Origin of the sequence: Marivita sp. S0852 (genome assembly GCF_046591575.1) — a bacterium.
Taxonomy (GTDB): Bacteria; Pseudomonadota; Alphaproteobacteria; order Rhodobacterales; family Rhodobacteraceae; genus Marivita.
The window spans coordinates 111558-135979 of sequence record NZ_JBIQWA010000007.1 but is presented as its reverse complement, the minus strand read 5'-3'; the positions used below and the strand labels follow the sequence as shown (position 1 = coordinate 135979).

Genomic DNA, 24422 nt, shown 5'->3' with positions numbered 1-24422 from the left:
TCGGGCACCGACCTGTTCACCAAACAACGCGCTTTGCCCGCCTTTTAGACACGAGAGATTTCACGCCGTGAGCACCGCCCGCCGTAAACCGAGCCGCATCCAGAAAGAAAACCGAAAACGCATTCTGGACGCCGCTTTGGGCCTGTTCGCAGAGCAAGGCTTCAGAGGCACAACGCTTGATCAAATCGCTGACGCGTGCGGCATGCATAAACCGAATTTGATCTATTACTATAAAAACAAAGAAGCGATCCACGTTGATCTGCTAAATACGCTAATGGCCGAATGGCTTAGCCCGTTGGACCAAATGAACCCCGACGGCGATCCGCTTGATGAAATTATGTCGTATATCCACCGCAAGATGGAAATGAGCCGCCTTTATCCACGGGAATCCCGACTTTTTGCCAATGAAATTGTGCAAGGTGCCCCAAGGATGCGACCGTATCTCGAAAGCACCCTCAAGCCACTGTTTGACAAGCAATGCGCCGTTCTCAGACAATGGATGCAGGACGGCAAACTTGCACAGATGCATCCCGAGCATCTGATCTTTTCCATCTGGGCCGTCACGCAGCATTATGCGGATTTCGAAACCCAGATTGCCGTTTTGATGCCCGAAGATCACCAACGGCGGCGGGACGCTGATGAATTTGTGGAAAACATGTTTGTCAAACTTTTGACACCGTGACCGAATTTACCAAGACTTCATCAGATTGCTGCAAAAGGATGCGTATGGATATGCAGCACAGCTTTAATGCCCCGACCGCGTTCAACCCACACTGGCGCGCGCAATTGTTCAGCGCAGATGCCGTTCGCCGCAAAGGTGTGGTCAGACGCAAGAAAGGTGCGGTGCATCGTGAGATCGGGCTCGATCTGTTGAAAGCCGAAGTCCGTGCGCGGGGGTTTCAACTCTATGATGTCGGCACCGATTACATGATTGTCTGCCATTCACAACCAATTCTTCGATTGGGCTGAGAATGGCACGGCAAAAAACGTCACAACCACCGCCGTCGCGCAACAAAATTTACTGGGTGGCCAAAAGAAACTTCGTACGAAGTTTCTTGGACCGGGGTTAGTAAATAATAAATTTCGCTCAGAAAATTGACACCTACTCCGCCGCAGATCGCATCGCTGGATTGTTCGGATGCGTGGTCCAATCCCCATGATCCGCAACAACAGAAGTTCCTGTCCGTTCATCCAACGCGCCCGCCGCGAGCTCTTCCATAGTGATACAGTTCTCGACAGGACACACATTCACGCACAGGTTACAGGCGACGCATTCGTCGTCTTTGACCGTGAAAACCCGGTCCTCAGACATGGCTATCGCCTGATGCGACGTGTCCTCGCACGCCGCAAAACAGCGGCCACATTGAATACATAAATCCTGATCGATTCTGGCTTTGGTCACATAATTCAGGTTCAGGTTTTGCCAGTCGCTGATATTTGGCACGGCACGTCCAACAAGGTCGGATGTCGCACTCATGTTCTTCTCGTCCATATACTGCGACAGACCCGAGATCATTTCCTGAACAATCTTGAAGCCATAGGTCATCGCTGCTGTACACACCTGAACGTTTCCGGCACCCAGCGCCATAAACTCGGCGGCGTCTTTCCATGTCGTTACACCGCCGATGCCCGAAATCGGTAAATTCCTCATCTCGGGAGATCGCGCAATTTCAGCCACCATGTTCAACGCAATCGGTTTGACAGCGGGACCGCAATATCCGCCATGCGCGCCTTTGCCATCAATCGTCGGTTCGGGCGCAAACAGATCAAGATCCACCGACGTGATCGAGTTGATCGTATTGATCAGGCTGACCGCATCCGCGCCGCCGTCCAACGCCGCTTTCGCGGGTTGACGGATATCGGTGATATTAGGGGTCAGCTTGACGATACACGGCATGCGCGTGTTTTGCTTCACCCATCGCGTGACCATCGAAATATACTCTGGCACTTGTCCGACGGCACTGCCCATACCGCGTTCCGACATGCCGTGGGGACAGCCGAAGTTCAGCTCCACCCCATCGGCCCCGGTTTCTTCGACCAATGGGAGGATCGCTTTCCAGGCCGCCTCTTCGCAAGGCACCATGAGAGACACGATCATGGCCCGATCCGGATAATCGCGCTTGACGGCCTTGATCTCGCGCAGATTCACCTCAAGGGGCCGGTCGGTGATCAATTCGATGTTATTGAGCCCCAGAACCCGCCGGTCCGCACCCCAGATCGCACCGTATCGCGGCCCGTTCACGTTCACCACGGGCGGGCCTGCTTCCCCCAGCGTTTTCCAGACAACGCCTCCCCATCCGGCGTCAAAAGCCCGGCGGACATTGTATTCTTTATCCGTTGGTGGCGCTGAGGCGAGCCAGAACGGGTTTGGGCTTTTGATGCCCACAAAGTCAGTTGTCAGATCAGCCATTGTCGCCTTCCATCAGGGTTGCATGAATATCTTCGGCCGCATCCCGGCCTTCGGCCACCGCCGTCACAGTCAGGTCTTCGCCACCCGCAGCGCAATCGCCGCCAGCCCAAACCCCGTTGACAGAGGTCCGTCCCGCACCCGTTACGGCGATCTTGCCCCCGTTAAGGTCTGGCAAACCATCACCCTCAAGCGTCTGGCCGATGGCCTTGAACACCTGATCAGCGGCAAGGCGGAACGTCTCTCCGGTCGGCTTCAGATCATCATCGGTAAACTCGAACTCGATCTCTCGAACCGATCCGTTGCCATGTACCGCGACAGGTGACGCATTGGTGATAATCCGCACACCTTTCGCTGCCGCAAGGTCCTGTTCCCAAACACTCGCGTTCATCCGGTCCCGCCCTCGCCGATAGACAATCGTCACGTTTAACGCGCCCAAGAGCTTGGATTGCACAGCCGCGTCCACCGCCGTCATGCCACCGCCGATCACGACAACATCCCGGCCCACGGGCAAAGCGGAAAGATCAGAGGATTGGCGCAACTCGGCGATGAAATCGACCGCATCAAGGACACCGTCCTTGTCTGCGCCGGGTGCTGTCAATTCGTTCACACCGCCAAGGCCCATCCCAAGGAACACCGCGTCAAACGCACCACGCAGGCCTTCAAGCGTCAGATCAGGCCCAAGCGCCTGTCCGGTCTCGATTGTGATCCCGCCGATCTGCAGCAACCAATCCACCTCGCGCGCGGCGAAATCATCGGTCGTTTTATAGGCCGCGATCCCGTATTCGTTCAAACCACCCGCCTTGGGCCGTGCGTCATAGACCACCACGGCATGCCCGTGCATCGCCAAGCGATGCGCGCAGGACAACCCTGCCGGACCGGCCCCGACCACGGCAATACGCTTGCCCGTCGAGGCCGCCCGGGAGAACGGGTGGATGCCTTGCGACATCAGCTCATCGGTTGCATAGCGCTGAAGCCGCCCGATCTGCACCGGCTCGCCCTCTGCGGCCTCGCGCACGCAGGCCTCTTCACAGAGCGTCTCTGTGGGACAGACCCGCGCGCACATGCCGCCCATGATGTTCTGGGTCAGGATGGTTTTCGCCGCCGCCTCGGGTGTGCCGGTGGCGATCTGGCGAATGAACAGCGGGATGTCGATGGCGGTGGGACAGGCCGTGATGCAGGGCGCATCGTGGCAGAAGTAACATCGGTCTGCCGCAACCAAAGCTTCGTGATCACTCAGCGGGGCATGCAAATCTGCAAACTGCTCGGTCAGGACATCGGCGTCCAACCGGCCGGGAACCACCCCGTCTTTCAAAGCTCTGGCATCCATCATCTTCCTCCGAGATCTGCTTGAACTTTTGGCAAACGGTCTCACGGCTTCAAAATTTTATCAACTGGTAAAATTTTGAAGCCGTGACTTTCTCCCTGATTTCGGATCTGGATCGCTATGCAAATTGGTCGTGCCGGGTATGTGAAAGAGGCGGTACACTTCATTATTTCAAAGGCTTAGATGCAGGTCGTTGAAATTATGAGCATAACAGAGGCACAAAATGGCACTGACACAGTCATACCAAGACGAAAAGCAAGGCTTTTTGTCCCGCCTGATTGATGGATTATCGCGTGGCTTCAGCCAGGTGACCGAAACAAATTGGCGCATCCGTGAAGTAGAGCGCCTTCAGGCGATGACGGACGAGGCATTGCAAGCGAAAGGATTGCGTCGCGACGATATCGTGCGGCACGTCTTTCAGGATATGTTTTGGCAATAAGACCGCCAGACCCATTCTGATCGGAAAAAAGGCTGTGCGGATTGCGCGGCCTTTTTCATTTTTACCCCAAACATCAAAAAAGCCGCCCCGAGAGAGGCGGCTTTCTGTTCGGTTTGTACGGCTGATCCGTACCGCGCCGATTTTAGTTCTGCGCGTAATATTCGATGACGAGGTTTGGCTCCATCATGACCGGATACGGTACGTCGCCAAGCGCCGGTGTGCGCACAAAGGTTGCCTTCATCTTGGAATGATCCGCCTCGATATAGTCAGGCACGTCACGCTCTGGCAGTTGAACGGCTTCAAGAAGTGCTGTCATCTGCTTGGACTTTTCGCGCACTTCGATCACGTCACCCTCTTTTACGCGATAGGACGGGATGTTGACGCGCTGGCCGTTGACAAGAACATGTCCGTGGTTCACGAACTGACGCGCAGCAAAAACGGTCGCGACAAATTTTGCCCGGTACACAACCGCGTCCAGACGACGCTCAAGCAAGCCGATAAGCTGCTCACCCGTGTCACCGCGCAGACGCTCTGCTTCGGCATAGATGCGGCGGAATTGCTTTTCCGTCAGGTCGCCATAATAGCCCTTGAGCTTTTGTTTGGCGCGCAGCTGCAGGCCAAAGTCAGACATTTTGCCTTTGCGGCGCTGACCGTGCTGGCCGGGGCCATATTCACGACGGTTGACGGGGGATTTCGGACGACCCCAGATGTTTTCACCCATCCGGCGGTCAATTTTATACTTGGCAGACGTGCGTTTGGTCACGGCTGATCTCCTTCTTGGAACGACGCCCCGAAAGGCGACTGTGAAGGGCGTTGTCCTCTTGGGCGTTTGCCCATGACAGGAATCCCCTTGCGGGGGCCACCAACACCAATGAAGCCGCGCTTATACGGGCGGTTGAGACAGAGTCAACTGCGCAGACAGACGTTGGTGGCCATTAAGCGATGTTTAACACCAAGCCCGTTACATACCCTCACCCAGTAAGAGTGTTCGTATCATGACGCAGCGTGCGACCCGCAAAACGATTGGTGCCTCGGCCTTGGACAAGGCGGTTCAGGTCCGGGACCGGGATATCCTGTCAATGGTGGAAGACGCGGTTCACCATCGTGAGGTCCGGCTTGCCTTTCAACCTGTTGTGCATGCGGTGCAGCAGAACCAAACCGCTTTTTACGAAGGTCTGATCCGGGTCACAGACCCAACCGGCCGGATCATCCCGGCAAGTCAATTTATCGACGCCATCGAAGAGCGGGAGTCCGGGCGCCTGCTGGATTGTCTTGCGCTGGAACACGGCCTGCGCACCCTTGCCCGCAATCCGGGCATCCGATTGGCGATCAATCTGTCTGCCCGTTCTATCGGCTATCCTAAATGGCGAAAGGTCCTGCACCGGGGTTTGTCGCGGGATGACACAGTCGCCGAACGGCTGATTCTTGAAATCACCGAAGCGTCGGCAATGCTTGTGCCCGAGCTGGTGGTGCAGGCCATGCGTGACTTGCAGCAGATTGGCATCAGCTTTGCGCTTGATGATTTTGGCGCGGGATACACCGCTTTGCGCTATCTCAAGGAGTTTCAATTCGACATTGTAAAGATCGACGGCCAGTTCATTCGTGGCATCGCAACCGACCCGGACAATCAGGTGCTGACCCGCGCCATTGTCGCCATTGCCCAGCAATTTGATATGTTCACCGTCGCCGAATTTGTCGAATCGCACCCGGATGCCAATATGCTGGGGCATCTTGGGGTCGATTGCCTGCAAGGCTATTATTTTGGCGCGCCCTCCGTGGACCCTCCGTGGCAGGCGTTTCAGGCCCGTTCTGCGGCATTGTGAGCGCTCACATTACGCTACGTCATAGCGGACATGCATGAAAGGCCTGAGACACCCTGTCAGGTATCCGCAACCACGCCATTGCTTTACTCAGACGTCGGAACGGTTCTGGGGGCCGTAGACGCAAATGTGCGAAAATCACTGCGGGTCCAACCCCGGACCAAGACTTTGGTGGAGGGACAATATGACCAATGTCGTTATCGCATCCGCCGCTCGGACGGCTGTTGGGTCGTTCGGCGGTTCTTTCGCAAACACACCCGCACATGATCTGGGCGCGGCCATGCTTAGTGAAGTGGTCGCGCGCGCGGGTGTCGAAAAAGAGGCTGTGTCAGAAACGATCCTGGGACAGGTTTTGACCGCGGCGCAGGGTCAGAACCCGGCACGGCAAGCGCATATCAATGCGGGCCTGCCACAAGAAAGTTCGGCCTGGGGCCTTAACCAGGTCTGCGGATCGGGCCTGCGCGCCGTCGCTTTGGGGGCACAGCATATCCTGCTGGGCGATGCCGAGATCGTCTGCGCCGGGGGTCAGGAAAACATGACGCTTTCCCCGCACGCCGCACATCTGCGTGCCGGCCACAAAATGGGCGATGTCAAATACATCGACACCATGATCCGTGATGGTTTGTGGGATGCGTTCAATGGCTATCACATGGGTCAGACTGCAGAAAACGTTGCAGAAAAATGGCAGATCAGCCGCGATCAGCAGGATGAATTTGCCGTTGCATCGCAAAACAAGGCGGAAGCGGCACAAAAGGCTGGCAAATTCGATGACGAGATCTTTGCCTTTACCGTCAAAACCCGCAAGGGCGACATCGTGGTCGATAAGGATGAGTACATCCGCCACGGCGCGACAATGGACGCCATGCAAAAATTGCGCCCCGCATTCACCAAGGACGGGTCGGTCACGGCCGCCAATGCCTCTGGCCTGAATGATGGCGCGGCGGGCGTTCTGTTGATGAGCGAAGATACCGCAGCACAGCGCGGCATCACCCCGATGGCCCGCATCGCATCTTATGCGACCGCCGGGCTTGATCCGTCGATCATGGGCGTCGGCCCGATCTATGCGTCGCGCAAGGCGCTGGATAAAGCGGGCTGGTCCGTTGACGATCTGGACCTGGTAGAGGCCAACGAGGCGTTCGCAGCACAAGCCTGTGCGGTGAACAAGGATATGGGCTGGAATCCGGACATCGTGAACGTCAATGGTGGTGCGATTGCGATCGGTCACCCGATCGGCGCGTCTGGTGCGCGAGTTTTGAATACGTTGTTGTTCGAAATGGCGCGTCGCGATGCCAAAAAAGGTCTCGCCACCTTGTGCATCGGTGGCGGAATGGGCGTTGCCCTGTGTGTCGAACGCTAAGCTGACTTGCGGCACCTGACCGTGCCGCGCCACATGGGGGCTCTGCCCCCATACCCCCGAGGTATTTAGGGCCCAAAGATGCCCATTGCCGCAGAATTGATCAAATTGGAGGATCCCTCATGGCCCGTGTAGCCCTAGTCACCGGCGGTAGCCGCGGTATCGGCGAAGCAATTTCAAAACGGCTCAAAGCTGACGGATATACCGTTGCCGCGACATATGCCGGCAATGATGAAAAGGCCGCCGCCTTCACAGATGCGACCGGCATCAAGACCTATAAGTGGAATGTCGCCGATTACGAAGCCTCAAAAGCGGGCATTGCGCAAGTCGAAGCCGACCTTGGCCCCATCGAAGTTGTGGTTGCAAATGCAGGTATCACGCGCGACGCACCGTTCCACAAAATGACGCCCGAGGCCTGGAAAGAGGTGATCGACACCAACCTGACCGGTGTTTTCAACACGATCCATCCCGTCTGGCCCGGGATGCGCGAGCGCAAGTTCGGCCGCGTGGTGGTGATTTCATCGATCAACGGACAGAAAGGCCAGTTTGGTCAAGTCAACTATGCCGCGACCAAGGCGGGTGATCTGGGCATCATCAAGTCACTGGCCCAAGAGGGCGCGCGGGCGGGCATCACTGCGAACGCGGTGTGTCCGGGGTATATCGGCACCGAAATGGTTCGCGCAATTCCGGAAGAGGTTCTGAATTCCAAGATCATTCCACAGATCCCTGCCGGTCGTTTGGGGGAGCCCGAGGAAATTGCCCGCTGTGTGGCGTTCCTTGTTGCGGATGATGCGGGCTTTATCAACGGGTCGACAATTTCGGCCAATGGCGCGCAGTTCTTCGTCTGACCCGGCTATGTGACAATTAAAAGGCCCGTGCCTGGTGCGCGGGCCTTTTCTTTTGTCACGCGTGCGCGTAGCCGAGGCCATGACCCGCACACGCGCCACAGGCATCGGATTTATTGCCGTCCTTCTTTGGGCGCTTTTGGCAGTGTTTACCGCGGCCTCTGCTCCGGTGCCTGCGTTTTTGTTAAACGCGCTGACCTTCGCCATCGGGGGCGCGGTTGGAAGTGTCGCCGTGACCCTGCGGGGCAGATGGGCGGTTCTTGGGCAGGTGTCGTGGAAAGTGTACCTGTTCGGCACGGCGGGTCTGTTTGGTTATCATGCGCTTTATTTTTCGGCGTTGCGGCTGGCACCACCAGCAGAGGCCGGATTGATTGCCTATCTTTGGCCATTGCTGATCGTGGTGTTTTCCGGCCTCTTGCCCAATGAGCGGTTGCGACGGGGCCATGTCTTGGGCGCGCTTGTGTCGTTTGGCGGGGCCGCTTTGATTGTTCTGCGCAACGGGGCGGATTTCGATCCGATGGCAACGCCCGGCCTGATCCTTGCCGCACTGTGCGCGGTGACCTGGAGCACCTATTCCGTGGTGTCGCGACGCCTGGGAGCTGTGCCAACCGACGCGGTTGCCTTGTTTTGCGTGTTCACGGCTCTGTTGTCTGTGCCCGCGCATTTGATCTTTGAAACCACGTTGTGGCCGGAAACACGGTTGGCCTGGGTCTCGGTTTTGGCTTTGGGGCTGGGGCCTGTCGGAGTGGCGTTCTATGTGTGGGATATCGGCGTAAAGCACGGGGATATCCAGGTGTTGGGAGTCGCCAGTTATGCCGCCCCGTTGCTGTCCACGCTTGTATTGATCGCTGCGGGCTATGCGCAGGCGTCCTGGCAGCTTTTGCTTGCAGCTGGTTTGATCACCTTGGGGGCCGCAATGGCCGCGATGGCGTCGCGTGGTTGATAGGTGACAAAGGTCGGTTACGTCAGCCCGCAAGATGTAAAAAGCCCGGGTTGTGCCCGGGCCAATCAGATTATGACAGACGTTCTATCTCTTCTTTCAGTCGGAGTTTCTTTTTCTTGAGCGACGCGATGGCCAGTCCATCGCTGCCTGGCGCGCGCTGCGCCTGTTCCACTTCTTCAGACAGGGTTTGGTGCTTCCGCTTCAGTTCCTGAAGGTGTGAAGTCAAGCTCATGTCGTCCTCCTGTTGATGGATACAGTAATAGTCGATCATAAATTTCACCTTCTGTCACGCATCATCGGCATAAATCGTAAACCGGACTTAACCCTGCCGTATTTCATGACGTTTTTGGTCAGGAAAAGGCAGCGGCTGTGCCGACCGCAGGACGTTGGAGACCATTTCCGTGTACGAATCACCGTCTTTTTCATGTGTCTCACCGCGGTGCAGCACCAAGGACGGGTGCAACACAAAGGCCGCGCGCGCGCCTTTTCGGCCGCGAAGCAGACACAGGCGGGCGGGGCGATGTCTTCTGGGTTGGATGGGCCAAAGCTCGATCGCGCCCAGGGACGTGTGAAATGCGCTCATCAATTCTGGCAAACGGTCAATGCGTTGGATAAACGTCGCGATCCCGCCAGGGCGCAGACGTTTTGACGCGGCGCTGACCCATTTTGCAAGCGGCACTGCACCCGATCGCGACACGGCCCGGTCTGTTGATACCGGGGCCACGGCGCGCTGGTTTTCAAAATAGGGCGGATTGGCGATCACATGGTCAAACCGCTGCGATTTGACCTCGGGCGGCAATGATCTGAGATCTGCGCAGAAAACCGTTCCGACCACGCCATTATCGTCAAGATTGCGCTGCGCAAGCGCGGCATAGGCGGGTTGCATTTCAACACCGGTTGCGATGATCCCAGCCACGCGCCCGCCCAGACAGGCCAGCGCCGCACCACCGCCGCAGCCCAGTTCCAGCACCGTGTCACCGGATTGGGCGGGAACCGACGCCGCCAGCAGCACCGGATCGGCCCCGGCGCGGTACCCGTCGCGTGGCTGCCAGAGCCGGACAGCGCCGCCCAGAAAATCATCGCGGGTCAGATCCTCTGGCGAAAACGGCTCACTCCTCAAATGTGACACCGTATTCACGCAAGATGCGGCGCGCGTCGTGCAGTTCATCGCGGCGCACCATCAAACGGCGCGGCAAAATACCGATAGAGCCTTCCAGAACGCTCATGTTTACGTCCAATTCAAAGCTGTCTATACCCTCGTCCTCAAGAACGGCGCGGGCGAGCGGTATCAGTGTAATGTCGTTGGTACGCAAAAGCTCTTCCATGTTTGTGATGTAGGAACACCCGGCCCGCTTTGTCGAGCCTTCCACAAGGAATGGTGATGAGTTTGGACACAGTAACGCGCAAACCGCATGACCGATTGGCCGAGATTCTGGCCGGGGACATGGCGCAGGTCAACACGCTGATCCGCACGCGGATGGCGTCAGAACACGCCCCGCGCATCCCCGAGGTCACCGCCCATCTGGTCGAGGCAGGCGGCAAACGGTTGCGCCCGATGCTAACCTTGGCGACCGCAAAGATGTGCGGGTATCAGGGCGACGATCACATTAAACTGGCCGCGACGGTTGAGTTTATTCACACCGCAACCCTGCTGCATGACGATGTTGTGGACGAAAGCGAGAAACGCCGCGGTCGACCAACCGCGAACCTGCTCTGGGACAACAGCTCCAGCGTTTTGGTTGGCGATTACCTGTTTGCGCGGTCGTTTCAGTTGATGGTTGAAACCGGCAGCCTGCGGGTGCTTGATATCCTTGCCAACGCGGCCGCGACGATTGCCGAAGGCGAGGTTTTGCAATTGTCCGCCGCGCAGGATCTGGCCACCACCGAAGCCGTCTATCTGCAGGTTGTGCGCGGCAAAACAGCGGCCTTGTTTTCAGCCGCGACCGAAGTGGGCGGTGTGATTGCCGGGATGGACGACGAAAGGGTGCAGGCGCTGTTTGAGTATGGCGACGCGCTCGGAATTGCGTTCCAGATTGTTGATGACCTGCTGGATTACTGGGGGTCCGACGCCACAGGCAAGAACATTGGCGACGATTTCCGCGAACGCAAGCTGACGCTGCCGGTAATCAAGGCGATTGCCCTGGCGGACGAGGCAGAGCGGGATTTCTGGAAACGCACGATTGCGAAAGGCAAACAGCAAGACGGCGATCTCGAACACGCGATTGCGCTTTTGAACAGCCATGGCACGCTTGAAGCCACACGCGCAGAGGCCAATGACTGGATCGCGAAGGCCCGCGCGGCGCTGGCGACGCTGCCAGACGATCCGATCAAGGATATGCTGGACGATCTGGCCGATTACGTGGTGGCGCGGGTCAACTAAGCCCTGCCAACCGTTTCGCAGGTTGTCACCCACCAATTGGGGTGGGTGCCCGCAATTCGGTCTTGCGCAACCAAAGCTGTGATCTTGTCAGGATAGATGCCGAAACAGGTCGCCCCGGACCCCGACATGCGCGCCAGAGCAGCATCCGACAGCGCGGCCAGCACATCCCTGATCACCGGCGCAACAGTCTGTGCAGGGGGTTCAAGATCGTTTCGCTGTTGCCGAAGCCAGTCAAGAAAACGGTCATATGACGGCCAGCCGTCGCAGTGATCCATCGCTGAATTGCTGCGATGTTTCAACGCTTTGAACACGTTTGGGGTGGGCAAAGTCACGTTTGGATTAACCAGCACCAGATGCAAGCGCGGCACGGGCCGGACGCGGATCAGGCCCTCCCCGATCCCGTGCATGCGCTGCGGCCCTGTGTGCAGGCACACAGGCACATCCGCACCCAGCGCCAGGGTGTTTTCCAACCCGATACCGCGATGCACATCATCGCCAAAGATAGAGCGCAGCACCGCTGCCGCGTCGGCAGAGCCGCCGCCAATGCCAGCCCCGTGAGGCAGATTTTTGTGCAGTGCGACATGGCCGGTCCACCCCGCCGATTTCAACGCCTTCCAAACAAGGTTCGATGCGTCTGTTGGCACACCGTCTGCAAACAACCCAGTCACATCGATATGCATGTCGGGGCCAGGGGTAAGCAACAGCCTATCCCCTATGTCGGCGAACACGACCAGCGAATCCAGCAGGTGATACCCGTCACTCCGCTGGCCCGTTACATGAAGGGTGAGATTGATCTTGGCAGGCGCGAATGCCTCAGTCGCTGTTGTCACTGGCCACCTGCAGCGGAGGCGCACCCTCTTCTGCCAAAACCACGTCAAGACCAGCGTCAAGCTTGCGGCGAATGCGGTCGACCTTCACGTCTTCGGCAGAGTCGCCATAGGTCGCAAAGGACAAGGCACGCCGCCATTGAAAACGGGCCTCGGTCTTGCGGCCAACAGCCCAATACACGTCCCCAAGGTGATCATTCACAATCGGGTCAACCGGCATCAGCTCGGCTGCACGCTCCATATGCCCGACCGCTTCGTCATAGCGGCCAAGGCGGTACAGCACCCAACCCAGGCTGTCGATGATATAACCACTGTCGGGGCGCGCCGCTGCGGCGCGTTCGATCATTTCAAGTGCCTCATCCAGCTTGATCTTCTTCTCGACCAGCGAATAGCCAAGATAATTCAGCACCTGTGGCTGATCCGGGTTCAGCTCAAGCGCGGCGCGAAAGTCGGCTTCGGCCTCGTCCCAGCGATCAAGGCGTTCATAGCTGATGGCGCGGGCATAAAACAAAAACCACTGGTTGCGGGCTTCGGTTTCGAACAGATCCAGCGCGTTGCTATACGCCTGAACCGCCTCTTCGAACCGCTCTAGCTGGCGCATCGTGTCGCCTAATGTGGAATGCACAATAGGCTCTTCTGGGTGTGTCTTGGTCAGACGTTCCAGCACCTCAATCGCGGCATCAACCTTGTCACTGTCGCGCAACGCCGCCGCGCGGCCCAGTTCGGCGGCATGATAGGCCGGGTGATCATCGGGAACCCGCGCATAGGTTTTCACCGCAAGATCGGACTGACCCAAATCATCCAACAGGCTGGCAGACAGCAAAATTGCATCCACATGATCCGGGCGCAAATACTCGGATATCCGAGAGTAAAGGAGGGTGAATTCGTCATTGGCTTCATTCGCCAGCGCCGCCGCAAGCGTGTAGAACACCTCGCTCAGACCGTCACGCGCGCTTTTGATATGCGTAAAGGGCAGCGCCTCGCCCGCCTCCAAAGCCGTTGTCATATCCCGCAAGGCCGGATCAAGGTCGCCCCCAAAGGCCGTTTCGATCAGGTCAAGTGCATCTTCGCCACGGTCAAGTTGGCTCAACACTTCGACATGCGCCATCACGCCCCTGCGGGTCAGCTGCATACCGCCCGTGCCAGCGTTTTCAAGGATAACGGCCGCGCTTTCAAAATCACCAACCGACGCCAGCGCCATGGCTTTGTGATACTGCGCAAAGTTGCGCAGACCTTGCTCGTTCGACAGATCGTCAAATTGAACCAATGCCAAGGACATGTCGCCAATGCCAAGCTGCGACCACGCCAAAAGCAGACCATCGACCAACGGCCCGACACCGCGATTGTCGTTCACCATTTCGATGATGGAATTGTAATCTTCGGCCTTGGCGTGCTGCGCGATCAGCGCCATATGTGCGACCTGGCTGCGACTGCCATCGCTGATCAGCTTTGAGGCCAGATCAGATGCCTTGTCGATATTCCCAAGCGAGATTTCGGCCAAAGCGGCCCGTTCGAGGATCACCGGATTGTCCGGATCGAACTGCACGGCACGCCCGTAATATTCGGCCGCTGCCGCAATATCGCCGTCAAAGCTGGCTTGACGTCCGGCAAGATAGTCGCCCGACAGGCTGCGCGCCATCACGCCACCCGGGGTCAAAAGACACAGCGCAATCGCCGCTGATCCCAGTAGCCGTCGCATGCTCGAATGAACCATCAATGTCTCCAAAACGCGTTTCTGTTAAAGGTAGCGCGCGGCCTGCCCCTGCGCAACCAACGCAAAAGGCCGGGCGCTGGCCCGGCCTTTGTGATGTCACATATTCGGATAGTTCGGACCGTCCCCGCCTTGCGGCACTGTCCAGTTGATATTTTGGCTTGGGTCCTTGATATCACAGGTTTTACAATGGACGCAGTTCTGAAAGTTGATGACAAATTTGTCGTCTCCTTTGTCGTCCTTCACAAATTCGTAAACACCTGCCGGACAATAGCGTGCCGAGGGCCCTGCATATTTTGGCAAATTGATCGACACCGGCACCGACGCATCCTTGAGCTGTAGATGAGCAGGTTGGCTTTCTTCGTGGTTGGTGGCCGAGAAAGACACATTTGTGAGCCGGTCAAACGACAGCTTCCCATCCGGTTTGGGATAGGCGATCGGCTTGAATTTTGCCGCTTCGCCGGTGGCTTCGGCATCTGTTTTGCCATGGCCAAGCGTTCCGAACGCCGAAAAACCGAATGTGTTTGTCCACATATCCATGCCGCCAAACACAAGCGACGCCATAAGCCCGCGCTTGGACCACATCGGTTTGACATTGCGCACTTTCTTGAGGTCTTCGCCAATCGCACCGTCGCGTACATCGGTTTCGTAGTCGGTCAATTCGTCCGATGCACGGCCATCCTTCATCGCAGCAAATGCCGCCTCAGCCGCGGCTTTGCCCGACAGCATCGCATTATGGTTCCCCTTGATCCGCGGCACGTTCACCATGCCCACAGAACATCCCAAAAGCGCCACACCGGGGGCCACCATCTTGGGCATCGACTGATACCCGCCTTCGGAAATCGCGCGCGCGCCATAAGCCACCCGCTTGCCGCCTTCCAAAAGCGCGGCCACCATCGGGTGATGCTTGAAGCGCTGAAATTCCATATAGGGATAAAGATGGGGGTTTTCATAGTTCAAGTGAACAACGAAACCCACATAAACCTGATTGTTATCAAGATGGTAAATGAAAGATCCGCCGCCGGCATTGCTGCCCAGCGGCCAGCCCATCGTATGGGTGACAGACCCTTCCTTGTGCTTGGCCGGGTCGATCTCCCAGATCTCTTTCATGCCAAGACCAAATTTCTGCGGCTCCTTGCCCTTGGACAGATCGAATTTCTCGATCACCTCTTTTGACAGGCTGCCGCGCACGCCTTCCCCAAGGAAGACGTATTTGCCATGCAGTTCCATCCCCGGCTCATAGCCCGGCCCCGGCGTGCCATCGGCGTTTTTGCCAAACTCGCCTGCAACCACGCCTTTGACCTCACCAGCGTCGCCATAGACAATCTCAGAACATGCCATGCCGGGGAAAATTTCGACGCCCAGCTCTTCGGCCTGTTCGGCCATCCAGCGGCAGACATTGCCCATCGACACAATATAATTGCCGTGGTTGCTCATCAGGGGTGGCATCGGCCAGTTGGGTACGCGAATTTTGCCCGCCTCACCCAGCATGTAAAACGCATCGTCCGTCACCGGCACATTCAGCGGCGCGCCCTTGTCTTTCCAATCCGGGATCAGCGCATCCAGACCGCAAGGGTCCAGAACCGCACCCGACAGGATATGCGCGCCAACCTCAGAGCCCTTTTCAAGCACAACGACATCAAGGTCTGCATCCAGCTGTTTCAACCGGATCGCAGCGGACAGGCCGGCCGGGCCGGCTCCAACGATGACAACATCGTATTCCATCGCTTCGCGCGTGTGTTCGCTCATGTCGGGCTCTTTCCTGAAAAGTCACGTGTCGAAAACTTGGCATTTGAGGTAGCCTGCGCGGTACATCGGGTCAATTGCGACACCGCGTTACACCGCCGTTTTCATGGATTTGCCCATATTCAGACCACTCAAGCCCGGCGCGACACGCGTCTTGTGCGTCACATCTTGATAACCGGGTGCCGCGTGAACAGGTCTTCCGGCACCGTCCTGCGTGATGACAGCAAATCGCTTGCGTTTCGCAAACCGGTCGGGGCACTCTTGTGCCAACGCGAATGACATGATTAGACCGCGCAGGCAAACTCCGTGCCGGAGCACCTGCCCAGACGACCTAAAGGGAAGCGTCCCATGGAAAAACTACCCATGACCCGCGCGGGCCACGCCGCGCTTGAAAGTGAATTGAAAACGCTCAAATCCGAAGAGCGCCCGGCCGTGATCCGGGCAATTGCCGAAGCCCGCGAGCTTGGCGATCTCAAGGAAAACGCGGAATATCACTCGGCACGCGAAAAACAGGGTTTTATCGAAGGCCGCATCAAAGAACTGGAAGGCGTTCTGGGGCTGGTCGAAGTGATTGATCCCACAAAACTGTCCGGCCCGATCAAATTCGGGGCGACCGTCACGCTTGTTGACGAAGACACCGATGAAGAAAAAACGTGGCAGATCGTTGGTGAACACGAGGCCAGTATTGAAAAAGGCCTGCTCAACATCAAATCCCCCATTGCCCGCGCCTTAATCGGCAAAGAAGAGGGCGACAGCGTCGAAGTCCGCACCCCCGGCGGTGACAAATCCTACGAAGTGCTTAAAATCGCTTACGTCTGATCGGTTGGACCGCGCCATGGAACAGAAACAAGAACCCCGCTCCGGAGCCGCTGTCATTCTCAGCCGCACCTCCGAAGCGTCCGCAGGTCTTAGCGGAATTGAACTGACCGCAGCCGCGCTCAGCGTGATCTGGCTGATCATTTCGGTCGTGTTCTTTTTGTTTTCTGGGGATGACGGGGCCGATGGGTTGCGGTTTCTCCTGGTGATGATGGTTGTGTTCTTTCCTGTCGGAATGATCTGGGTCGCCGCCGTGGGCGCGCGGTCGTCACGGATCATGCGCGAAGAAAGCACGCGTCTGCAAACCGCGATTGATGCAATCCGCCATGCCTATATCACCCAAAATCAAGCCGGTGGCCGGGATCAGCCGCCGCATCCGTCGATTGTAAAAAAACTGGAAGAGATTTCAGAAGCACAGAAAAAGGCCGAAACAACGCTGGCGATGTTCACGTCGACCCGGGCCGCCCAAATCGCGGTGCAGGCCGCAGCGCCGGACCCTGAAACCGGCGACCAACCCGCGCTGGCCCTGGGCACACCGGCCGAAGCCTTGCAGCCGCCCCTGTCCAACGCAGATTTTGTGCGCGCCCTGCACTTTCCCGAAACTGCCGAGGATCAAGAAGGCTTTGCCGCGCTGCGCCGTGCTCTCAAGGATCGGCCCTCCGCGCAATTGGTCCAGGCGGCACAGGATGTGCTCACCCTGCTCAGTCAGGATGGCATCTACATGGATGATCTGCGCCCCGATATGGCGCGCCCGGAACTGTGGCGCCGCTTTGCCAAAGGCGAACGAGGCCGCACCATCGCGGCGTTGGGTGGCGTGCGGGACCGCTCGTCTTTGGCTTTGGCAGCAGGCCGGATGAAACAAGACCCGATTTTCCGCGATGCCGCCCACCATTTCCTTAGACTTTTCGACAAAGGCTTTGCCCGCTTCGAACAAACCGCAAGCGATGCCGAAATCTCTGAACTGGCCGGAACACGCACGGCGCGCGCATTTATGCTGTTGGGGCGCGTGACCGGCACGTTTGACTGACACCATTCGCGCCTGTGCCAGACGCGGATCGAATTACGCCTCTGTGCCGCGCAAGGCGAATGACCCATAGGGCACATAGCGCACAGGATCTCCCGGCCTGACGTGAACCGCGCCATCGGGAAGCTCGACCAGCCCCTCTGCCCAGCTTAACCCGCTGATACGGCCAGAGCCTTCGGATTTGAACACCTCCGCCCGGCCATTGTGAATCCGCGCGCGCAGATATTCCCGTCGGCCCGGTTTCTTGCGTTTCTCAAACCCGGCAGGCACATCAAAGCCCTGCGGCACATGCCAGCCCGCCCCGGCCAAAGCGCCCATCGCGGGACGTGCAAACACCAAGGTACAAACCAATGCGGCCACCGGGTTGCCCGGCAAGCCGAAAACCGGTGCCCCGTTCCAAACGCCCAGCGCCAAGGGCCTGCCGGGTTTGAGCGCAATGCGCCATTCCTGCATGGCCCCGCTGTCTCGCAACAGCGCCGACATGTGATCCTCGTCGCCAGCAGACGCACCACCGGACGTCAGAATCACATCCGCCTTCGCCGCCGCAGAATCCAGCATCGCGCGCAACGCATCCCGGTCATCCGGGGCGCGGCCTATATCCACCGGGTCAAACCCGAAACCCGCACACAGGCTAAGAAGCATCGGGCGATTGGCATCATAGATCTGACCGCGTTGAGCAGCAGACCCCGGCTCAACAACTTCGTCCCCGGTTGACAAAACAGCCACGCGCAAGCGCTTGAACACCGAAAGCGTGCCATGCCCGACAGCCGCCGCCAGCGCCAAATCCGCCGGGGTCAGAACGCGGCCCCGGGGCAGCGCGATGGCCCCCTTGGCCACATCCTCTCCGGCCTTGCGTGTGTTCGCGCCGTGTTTCAATGGCCCGCGAAACGCCACATGGCCCTGTCCAACACGCACATCTTCGTCCAGCACCACAGTATCCACGCCATCGGGCAGATCGGCCCCGGTCAGCATGCGAATGGCATGCCCTTTGGTCACCTGCCCGACAAACGGAGCGCCAGCCGCGGATCGCCCGTCAACCAAAGGCAAAACCTGTGGTCCCTCGCCAATATCGGCACCCGCAAAGCCATAACCATCCACCGCCGTGTTCGGATGCGGCGGGTTTGACCGAAGCGCGGTCAGATCCTGCGCAAGAACCCGTCCGGTTGCCTGCATCAACGGCACGGTTTCAATCCCGACAACTGGTGTCATCCGGTCGCGAAGCAGCGACAGCGCATCATCGACCGGTGTCCAATCAACACCTGCGGGCAAGGCGAAACAATCGTTTCGCAATGGCGGCGGGGTCAAGGTCACACCGGTCCGCGCGGCCGCGACCAATTCTGCCTTATGACCCGCGCCCAAGATCCAGGCCTCCTCTGCCGATGTTGCGCCAACATCCGCCAACAGTGCTGCCAAGCGATCCGCTGGCAACGCCGCCAACGCACGTGACAGCAAACGCACCTGCACACGATCCCGGATGGGATCATCCAGAACCTCTTTCACCGCCTCTTCGATCAAACCGGGCCACAGTTCGACCAAAAGAACCTGCGCGTCAGATCCATCTTCAAAGGGCCAAACCTTGCGTCCCGCACCACGCCGCAGACGTGACAACATGGGCAGCCCCATCAATGACTGGCTTCCCACAGTTGGATTAAAAAACAGTTGAAAACAGGAAGACGACGCCTTGGCCATGGTATCGCAGGCCCGCCATTCAGACAGCGCGTCATAGCAAATCCCGGCCTTGCGATACGGGATATCGGGCCAGCGGTCTTTGTTGGGCTTGCCCCAAAACGGACCCGGGCCATCAAAAAGGCGGTTCAGCTCTTCTGCGACTTCGAAGCGGTTGTTTGCGCCGGTCTCATCATCCGTGATCCGCCCCGCCAGCCAATCCCAAAACACCAGAGGGTCATCAGACCCTGTAACAGTTCGGGCAAAGCCCTGCGGATAGCCGAACGGGAAATCGAACCCAATCAATACGCGACGTCCTGCTGTTTCTTCGGTCTCAAGAAACGCCATTAACCAGGCTTCGGCCTCGTGCCGCGTTCGGCAATACACCGGGTCGCGTTCAGATCCATCTTGTACGCATCCGATCCAGATCGCGTCTTTCGACGGCGTCTTCGGCGCGCGTTTCCCAGCCGACCAATCCACAACAACAAAGGTGTCGAATCCGTTCAAAGCCCAACCTCGGTCAAAATGAAATCGGCGATTGCCGGGCTGTCATTCAGATCAAACACCGGACGATCAAGCTCTAGCGGCGTATCGCTTGCCAGGGCACGGATTGTCTTGTCCCCTGGCGCGATCAGGTCATGCCCGGTCACGGCGCGATAGGCTTCGATCTTGGGGTGGCGGTCGCGTTTATAGCCCTCGACCAGCACCAAATCGACCGGAGAGAGCTTGCCCAACAAGACGTGCAAGGGCGGTTCCTCGGCGTCTCGCAATTCGTGCATCAGGGCAAAGCGATTGCGCGATGCCAGCAGAACCTCGGTCGCGCCGGCCACGCGGTGGCGGTGGCTGTCTTTGCCGGGGTGATCCACATCAAACGTGTGATGCGCGTGTTTGACCGTCGACACCGAAATGCCACGGCCAGTGATTTCGGTGACAAGCCGTTCCATCAATCCGGTTTTTCCCGCATTTTTCCAACCGGTGACACCGTAAATCTTCATATCATCGCCTTTGCCGTCGCAAGATCTTCGGGGGTGTTCACGTTAAAGAACGGATCTCCCGTCTCTGTTGAAAACACGGCTTCGCGCCCGTCATGTTGTTCCGTCCAGATGACAACCTTGCTGATCCCGTCTTGCAAAGCGGCCCGCAGATCATCGCGCAGAGCCACAGGCCACAATCCAAAGGTCGGATGGCGGATCAGGCCCGATTTGCTCATGGATTTGGTTTTCTCGGCCCCTCGCGGCGTCGCGGCAAGCACCAAGGGATGCGTCATGCCGGTGGCAGCGTTGGTCAGTTGTTCCACCAGATCCGTGGGGAAAAACGGCGTATCGGCCGCAACCGTGACAATCGTGTCAGCCCCCTGTTCTGCGGCCCAATCCAGCCCGGCAAGCACACCCGCCAGAGGGCCGGGAAACCCGTCAATGCTGTCTGGCAGAACCGGCAAACCAAAGGCGGCAAACCGCGCTGGATCACCATTGGCGTTCAACGCAATGCCGTCAACTTGTGCGGCCAGACGGGCTTGAACCCGCGATAGCAGGGTTTCTCCGCCAAGGGTCAAAAGCCCCTTGTCACCGCCACCCATACGCGTGGCCTGACCCCCTGCCAAAATCACGCCCAGAGGTTTGGACATCATAGCACTCCGATCCATGCGTCGGTCATTCGGCGCTTTTCCTGCGATGTTTCTTGGACTCTTCGGGAATTGCATCGGGGTCAATGTCGCGCAGCAGACGGTCTTCGCCGGACAGGCACACAAACCGCTTTCCGCGCATCCGCCCGATACAGGTCAGTCCGACCTGACGGGCAATCTCGACCCCCCATGCGGTGAACCCGGACCGCGACGCCAGAACAGGAATACCCATCAGCGCAGTCTTGATGACCATCTCGGATGTCAATCGACCGGTTGTGTACAGCATCTTGTCCGACACCCCCACTCCTTCGAGAAACATCCAGCCCGCGATTTTATCAACGGCATTGTGACGCCCAACATCTTCCATATAAACAAGCGGTTGGTCACCCTGGCACAGCACTGTTCCGTGAATGGCCCCGGCCTCCAGATACAGCGACGGCGTGGTGTTGATCTTGTGGGCCAGTGCATAAAGCGCGGATGTTTTCACCTCCAGCTGTGGCAAAACCACCTGATCCAGCCCCTCCATCATATCACCGAACACCGTGCCCACCGCACAGCCGCTGGTCCGGGTCTTTTTCTTGACCTTTTCCTCGTACACCGTCTGCCGCTCGGTGCGCACGACAACCACCTCAAGATCGTCGTCATATTCGACCCCGGTGATCACATCATCATCCAGCAACATGCCCTGATTGCGCAGAAACCCGACCGCCAGATATTCGGGATAGTCCCCGATCGTCATCGCCGTCACGATTTCCTGGCTGTTCAGAAAAATCGTCAAAGGGCGTTCCTCGACAACACTGATTTCGGTTTCGGCCCCCGTATGGTCCGTTCCCGTCACCCGCCGGGTAAGCCGTGCGGCCCGTGGATCGGGCGCAATGAGGTAGTCGTGACCGCCATCTTCCGGCATAGATTGCAACTCCTTGCGTCAAGAGATACGTCCGCCCGGACGCAGTTCTCGGGAGACAGTGATGGCGGGCGATCACATAATGTCAAGCTACTGGCGCGGCCTTCGGGACGGGCTGCCATTTCTGTTTGTGGTCGGTCCGTTTGGGATGCTGTTTGGGGTGTTGGGCACCGAAGCCGGATTGTCCATTTATGAAACGCTTGCCTTTTCGGTTGTGGTGATCGCCGGGGCTGCACAGTTCACGGCGCTCCAGCTTTTGACCGAAAACGCACCGACACTGGTTGTGATCGCATCGGCCCTGGCGGTGAATATGCGGATGGCGATGTATTCGGCCTCGATCACGCCGCATCTTGGCGCATTGCCTCTGTGGAAACGCGGCATCGTGGCGTATTTTCTGGTTGATCAAACCTATGCGGCTTCGATGATTCACTATGAAAAGACCCCCGAACAAACGATCCATGAAAAATTCGCCTATTTTCTGGGGGTCATGACACCGATCTGCCCACCTTGGTACATTGTAACGCTGCTTGGCGCGGTTCTGGGGGAAAGCATCCCACCCAGCCTCGGGCTTGATTTCGCGCTGCCAATCGCCTTCATCGCGATGATTGGCCCGCTTTTGCGCACACCGGCGCATCGGGCAGCGGCGCTTGCGGCAACCATCCTTGCCTTGGGCTTTGCCTGGGTGCCCTACAATCTTGGCCTGATCATTGCGGGCATCGGGGGCATGATTGCCGGGGCGCAGACCGAAGTCAGATTGGGGCTGAAACTATGACCGACACCCAAGAGCTTTGGATCGTCATTATTGCCCTGGGCATTGGCAGTTTTGGCCTGCGCTTTGCATTCCTTGGTCTGGTCGGAAACCGCGCCCTGCCGGAATGGATGATGCGCCACTTGCGATACACCGCCGTTGCCATCTTGCCTGCGCTGGTGGCACCGCTGGTGGTGTGGCCGAATGCCACTGATGGGCAGACCGACCCAACCCGTCTTGCCGCCGCAATCGCGACATTTGTCGTCGGGTATCTGACGAAAAACGTGTTCGCGGCAATGGGTGTCGGGGCGGCTGTGCTGATCACGCTCAGCGCGATCCTGTAGCGCGCTTACTGCAGGACGGCCTGTTCGAACTGCGCGATGGCAACCGCTTTGTCGTCACTGTCGTTTTCGAACAGGCGTGATGTCTGAACGCCCGGCAATTCACCGAAATCCGCCATCAGACGTTTGGGAAACCAGGTCGATCCGACGTTCTGAAACCCCGGCAGTTGGCGCAAAAGCCCAGCCGTGCTCAGCGCGCATTGCGCCGACGCCACCGGTCCGGAAACCGTCGCCAGGCGCAGCGCGCGTTCGGCCACGTCTGGCGACACCTCGATTCGCTGCATCACCACATGATACGTCTCTCGGGCATGGGCCCGGGCGTAAAAATCCGCAACACCGGGCGTGACACCGTACAGGACATCATTGCGCTCCGGCACCGCACGCAACCGAACCGTTCCGGCAGGATCGAAGATCACACGCTGGGATGCATTGATCATCAGACTGGTATGCGCCCCCGCGCCGGACCGGTTGTTGATCATCGTGTAAAGCGTCAGCGCAGGTGGCCCCGGATGCCGGTACGACGCACTGCTGATCACCTCAAGGGATGCATCAGGGCGTTGATCGGTCAGCCCGCCACCTCCGCAGCCTGCCAGAACCAGCAGCGCCAGGCTGGCAATCACGCGCGCGCAGAATGTCATGTCGATCGCTTGCCTGACGTCACGAATTAAAGATGGCAAGGAAGATCAAAATGCCGATGGAGATCGCCGCAACCCGCACCGACCAACGGATGAACCCGTCAAAGGTTTTTTCCTGTTCGGTGGTGTCCATTGTGCCGTGCTTGTGTTCAGCCATGTCAGACGTCCTCTAGAATTCTTTTAACAGTCGCTACTTGATTTGCCCGACTGTGTCACCCGTGCCAATCGCGCAGTGTGTCGCGGTTCACTCTGCCTGTTCCAATTCCGCCGCAAGCTGAAACCCGATCCGCCGCGGGGGATTTTCGGCCTTTGGGATTGGCAAGGCGCGCAACGCGACATTCAATTGCGACACATGCTGGATCAACTGCATCCGCCCCCCGGCGGCGTCAGTGCCATAAAACGTGACGATATCGGGATCGAAATACCCCAACCCCTCGATACGCAGCACTCCGGTTTCATTTCCGGCAAAGCCCATCGCCACTTCATGCTCGTTATCCAGCTGTTTTTCAAAATCCTGAATATAGAGGATCAACCGCTCATGCGCCCATTCCGCCGGGCTTTTTTGTTGCACCGGCTTGCGCGTGATCGCATCGGGCAAAGGCTTGTCACCGCTTTCGCCACACCCTTTTGCATGCACCTCGAACTGGCGCGGCAAGGCCTCACTTTCTGCCAATTCTGCCGTGGTCCGTATCTCGTCAGACATCGCGCCATCTCCGTTTGCCCGCAGTGCGACACTAGACACAGTCGCCGTACATCATCAACCAACCAAACCGTGACCAGATTGCGCGCACGCGGTCCGCTCGGTTTGGAGCTCATTTTCACCAATGCTGCGTGTGCTCCTGGCGGCAGACTTTGGGTCGGGTTCTGGA

The 24422-nt window shown here is 58.2% G+C and carries 29 protein-coding genes; 12 read left to right on the top strand and 17 right to left on the bottom strand.

Annotated features, from left to right (window positions below):
- Positions 1-67: 67 nt before the first annotated feature.
- Together ACG74X_RS15790 and ACG74X_RS15785 are read left to right on the top strand one after the other, a co-directional pair.
- The gene (locus ACG74X_RS15790) at positions 68-682 is read left to right on the top strand and encodes a TetR family transcriptional regulator C-terminal domain-containing protein (protein WP_411236077.1); all 615 of its coding nucleotides are present in this window, start codon (positions 68-70) and stop codon (positions 680-682) included.
- 44 nt (positions 683-726) lie between these two features.
- Positions 727-969: a hypothetical protein gene (locus ACG74X_RS15785; RefSeq protein WP_411236076.1), complete on the top strand. Its 243-nt coding sequence runs from the start codon at positions 727-729 to the stop codon at positions 967-969.
- 133 nt (positions 970-1102) lie between these two features.
- Here the strand turns inward: ACG74X_RS15785 and preA are convergent, their stop codons facing one another.
- Both preA and ACG74X_RS15775 read right to left on the bottom strand, forming a co-directional pair.
- The gene (gene preA / locus ACG74X_RS15780) at positions 1103-2410 is read right to left on the bottom strand and encodes an NAD-dependent dihydropyrimidine dehydrogenase subunit PreA (protein WP_411236075.1); all 1308 of its coding nucleotides are present in this window, start codon (positions 2408-2410) and stop codon (positions 1103-1105) included.
- Complete coding sequence (locus ACG74X_RS15775) at positions 2403-3737, bottom strand: NAD(P)-dependent oxidoreductase (RefSeq protein ID WP_411236074.1); 1335 nt, start codon at positions 3735-3737, stop codon at positions 2403-2405. Before ACG74X_RS15775 ends, preA begins: the two co-directional genes overlap by 8 nt.
- 220 nt (positions 3738-3957) lie before the next feature.
- On the opposite strand from ACG74X_RS15775, the gene ACG74X_RS15770 reads away from it, so the two are divergent.
- Positions 3958-4173, top strand: a complete 216-nt coding sequence (locus ACG74X_RS15770) for a DUF1127 domain-containing protein (protein WP_411236073.1) — start codon at positions 3958-3960, stop codon at positions 4171-4173.
- 142 nt (positions 4174-4315) lie between these two features.
- On the opposite strand, the gene rpsD is transcribed toward ACG74X_RS15770, so the two are convergent.
- The gene (rpsD, locus tag ACG74X_RS15765; RefSeq protein ID WP_411236072.1) at positions 4316-4936 is read right to left on the bottom strand and encodes a 30S ribosomal protein S4; all 621 of its coding nucleotides are present in this window, start codon (positions 4934-4936) and stop codon (positions 4316-4318) included.
- Positions 4937-5168: 232 nt separating this feature from the next.
- On the opposite strand from rpsD, the gene ACG74X_RS15760 reads away from it, so the two are divergent.
- From ACG74X_RS15760 to ACG74X_RS15745, 4 genes are all read left to right on the top strand, one after another.
- Positions 5169-5996: an EAL domain-containing protein gene (locus tag ACG74X_RS15760; RefSeq protein ID WP_411236071.1), complete on the top strand. Its 828-nt coding sequence runs from the start codon at positions 5169-5171 to the stop codon at positions 5994-5996.
- Between the two features lie 181 nt (positions 5997-6177).
- Entirely contained in the window at positions 6178-7350 is a 1173-nt protein-coding gene (locus ACG74X_RS15755; protein WP_411236070.1) for an acetyl-CoA C-acetyltransferase, read from the top strand.
- A gap of 119 nt (positions 7351-7469) precedes the next feature.
- Positions 7470-8195 (top strand): acetoacetyl-CoA reductase, encoded by a 726-nt coding sequence (gene phbB, locus ACG74X_RS15750; RefSeq protein WP_411236068.1) that lies wholly within the window; start codon positions 7470-7472, stop codon positions 8193-8195.
- A gap of 79 nt (positions 8196-8274) precedes the next feature.
- Complete coding sequence (locus ACG74X_RS15745) at positions 8275-9135, top strand: DMT family transporter (RefSeq protein WP_411236067.1); 861 nt, start codon at positions 8275-8277, stop codon at positions 9133-9135.
- A 70-nt stretch (positions 9136-9205) separates the two neighbouring features.
- Here the strand turns inward: ACG74X_RS15745 and ACG74X_RS15740 are convergent, their stop codons facing one another.
- The 3 genes from ACG74X_RS15740 to ACG74X_RS15730 all read right to left on the bottom strand — a co-directional run bounded on the left by ACG74X_RS15740 (position 9206) and on the right by ACG74X_RS15730 (position 10460).
- Positions 9206-9367 carry a YdcH family protein gene (locus ACG74X_RS15740; RefSeq protein ID WP_411236093.1) on the bottom strand — a complete coding sequence of 54 codons (162 nt, stop codon included), beginning with the start codon at positions 9365-9367 and terminating at the stop codon, positions 9206-9208.
- Positions 9368-9454: 87 nt separating this feature from the next.
- Positions 9455-10255 carry a tRNA1(Val) (adenine(37)-N6)-methyltransferase gene (locus ACG74X_RS15735; RefSeq protein ID WP_411236065.1) on the bottom strand — a complete coding sequence of 267 codons (801 nt, stop codon included), beginning with the start codon at positions 10253-10255 and terminating at the stop codon, positions 9455-9457.
- Positions 10245-10460, bottom strand: coding sequence for a DUF2007 domain-containing protein (locus ACG74X_RS15730; RefSeq protein WP_411236064.1), 216 nt, complete (start codon positions 10458-10460; stop codon positions 10245-10247). Before ACG74X_RS15730 ends, ACG74X_RS15735 begins: the two co-directional genes overlap by 11 nt.
- A 56-nt stretch (positions 10461-10516) precedes the next feature.
- Between ACG74X_RS15730 and ACG74X_RS15725 the strand changes: the two genes are divergently transcribed.
- Entirely contained in the window at positions 10517-11515 is a 999-nt protein-coding gene (locus tag ACG74X_RS15725; RefSeq protein ID WP_411236062.1) for a polyprenyl synthetase family protein, read from the top strand.
- Here ACG74X_RS15725 and ACG74X_RS15720 read toward each other — a convergent pair.
- The 4 genes from ACG74X_RS15720 to ACG74X_RS15705 all read right to left on the bottom strand — a co-directional run bounded on the left by ACG74X_RS15720 (position 11512) and on the right by ACG74X_RS15705 (position 16081).
- On the bottom strand, positions 11512-12345 hold the full coding sequence (locus tag ACG74X_RS15720; RefSeq protein ID WP_411236061.1) for a 4-(cytidine 5'-diphospho)-2-C-methyl-D-erythritol kinase: 834 nt from the start codon (positions 12343-12345) through the stop codon (positions 11512-11514). The two genes, ACG74X_RS15725 and ACG74X_RS15720, sit on opposite strands and share 4 nt — an antisense overlap.
- Complete coding sequence (locus tag ACG74X_RS15715; RefSeq protein ID WP_411236060.1) at positions 12329-14041, bottom strand: tetratricopeptide repeat protein; 1713 nt, start codon at positions 14039-14041, stop codon at positions 12329-12331. The genes ACG74X_RS15720 and ACG74X_RS15715 overlap by 17 nt, the downstream gene beginning before the upstream one ends.
- Positions 14042-14152: 111 nt before the next feature.
- The gene (locus tag ACG74X_RS15710) at positions 14153-15802 is read right to left on the bottom strand and encodes an electron transfer flavoprotein-ubiquinone oxidoreductase (RefSeq protein ID WP_411236059.1); all 1650 of its coding nucleotides are present in this window, start codon (positions 15800-15802) and stop codon (positions 14153-14155) included.
- A gap of 87 nt (positions 15803-15889) precedes the next feature.
- Entirely contained in the window at positions 15890-16081 is a 192-nt protein-coding gene (locus ACG74X_RS15705) for a hypothetical protein (RefSeq protein WP_411236058.1), read from the bottom strand.
- A gap of 66 nt (positions 16082-16147) precedes the next feature.
- On the opposite strand from ACG74X_RS15705, the gene greA reads away from it, so the two are divergent.
- Positions 16148-16618 carry a transcription elongation factor GreA gene (greA, locus tag ACG74X_RS15700; protein ID WP_411236057.1) on the top strand — a complete coding sequence of 157 codons (471 nt, stop codon included), beginning with the start codon at positions 16148-16150 and terminating at the stop codon, positions 16616-16618.
- 16 nt (positions 16619-16634) lie between these two features.
- A complete protein-coding gene (locus tag ACG74X_RS15695; protein ID WP_411236055.1) occupies positions 16635-17642 on the top strand; it encodes a hypothetical protein in 1008 nt (335 codons plus the stop codon).
- Positions 17643-17675: 33 nt separating this feature from the next.
- On the opposite strand, the gene glp is transcribed toward ACG74X_RS15695, so the two are convergent.
- The 4 genes from glp to ACG74X_RS15675 are packed head-to-tail and all read right to left on the bottom strand — an operon-like array spanning position 17676 to position 21832.
- Positions 17676-19811, bottom strand: a complete 2136-nt coding sequence (gene glp, locus ACG74X_RS15690; RefSeq protein WP_411236054.1) for a gephyrin-like molybdotransferase Glp — start codon at positions 19809-19811, stop codon at positions 17676-17678.
- Positions 19808-20299 carry a molybdopterin-guanine dinucleotide biosynthesis protein B gene (gene mobB, locus ACG74X_RS15685; RefSeq protein WP_411236053.1) on the bottom strand — a complete coding sequence of 164 codons (492 nt, stop codon included), beginning with the start codon at positions 20297-20299 and terminating at the stop codon, positions 19808-19810. Before mobB ends, glp begins: the two co-directional genes overlap by 4 nt.
- On the bottom strand, positions 20296-20928 hold the full coding sequence (gene mobA, locus ACG74X_RS15680) for a molybdenum cofactor guanylyltransferase MobA (protein ID WP_411236052.1): 633 nt from the start codon (positions 20926-20928) through the stop codon (positions 20296-20298). Before mobA ends, mobB begins: the two co-directional genes overlap by 4 nt.
- A 25-nt stretch (positions 20929-20953) precedes the next feature.
- A complete protein-coding gene (locus ACG74X_RS15675; protein WP_411236051.1) occupies positions 20954-21832 on the bottom strand; it encodes a formate dehydrogenase accessory sulfurtransferase FdhD in 879 nt (292 codons plus the stop codon).
- Between the two features lie 61 nt (positions 21833-21893).
- Between ACG74X_RS15675 and ACG74X_RS15670 the strand changes: the two genes are divergently transcribed.
- Together ACG74X_RS15670 and ACG74X_RS15665 are read left to right on the top strand one after the other, a co-directional pair.
- The gene (locus ACG74X_RS15670; protein WP_411236050.1) at positions 21894-22601 is read left to right on the top strand and encodes an AzlC family ABC transporter permease; all 708 of its coding nucleotides are present in this window, start codon (positions 21894-21896) and stop codon (positions 22599-22601) included.
- A complete protein-coding gene (locus ACG74X_RS15665) occupies positions 22598-22921 on the top strand; it encodes an AzlD domain-containing protein (protein WP_411236048.1) in 324 nt (107 codons plus the stop codon). The genes ACG74X_RS15670 and ACG74X_RS15665 overlap by 4 nt, the downstream gene beginning before the upstream one ends.
- Positions 22922-22926: 5 nt before the next feature.
- Here ACG74X_RS15665 and ACG74X_RS15660 read toward each other — a convergent pair whose 3' ends face one another.
- The 3 genes from ACG74X_RS15660 to ACG74X_RS15650 form a co-directional block, all read right to left on the bottom strand.
- Complete coding sequence (locus tag ACG74X_RS15660) at positions 22927-23556, bottom strand: hypothetical protein (RefSeq protein WP_411236046.1); 630 nt, start codon at positions 23554-23556, stop codon at positions 22927-22929.
- Positions 23557-23575: 19 nt separating this feature from the next.
- Positions 23576-23710 carry an aa3-type cytochrome c oxidase subunit IV gene (locus tag ACG74X_RS15655; RefSeq protein ID WP_411236044.1) on the bottom strand — a complete coding sequence of 45 codons (135 nt, stop codon included), beginning with the start codon at positions 23708-23710 and terminating at the stop codon, positions 23576-23578.
- Between the two features lie 87 nt (positions 23711-23797).
- A complete protein-coding gene (locus ACG74X_RS15650; protein ID WP_411236043.1) occupies positions 23798-24256 on the bottom strand; it encodes a DUF6173 family protein in 459 nt (152 codons plus the stop codon).
- Positions 24257-24422: the final 166 nt, after the last annotated feature.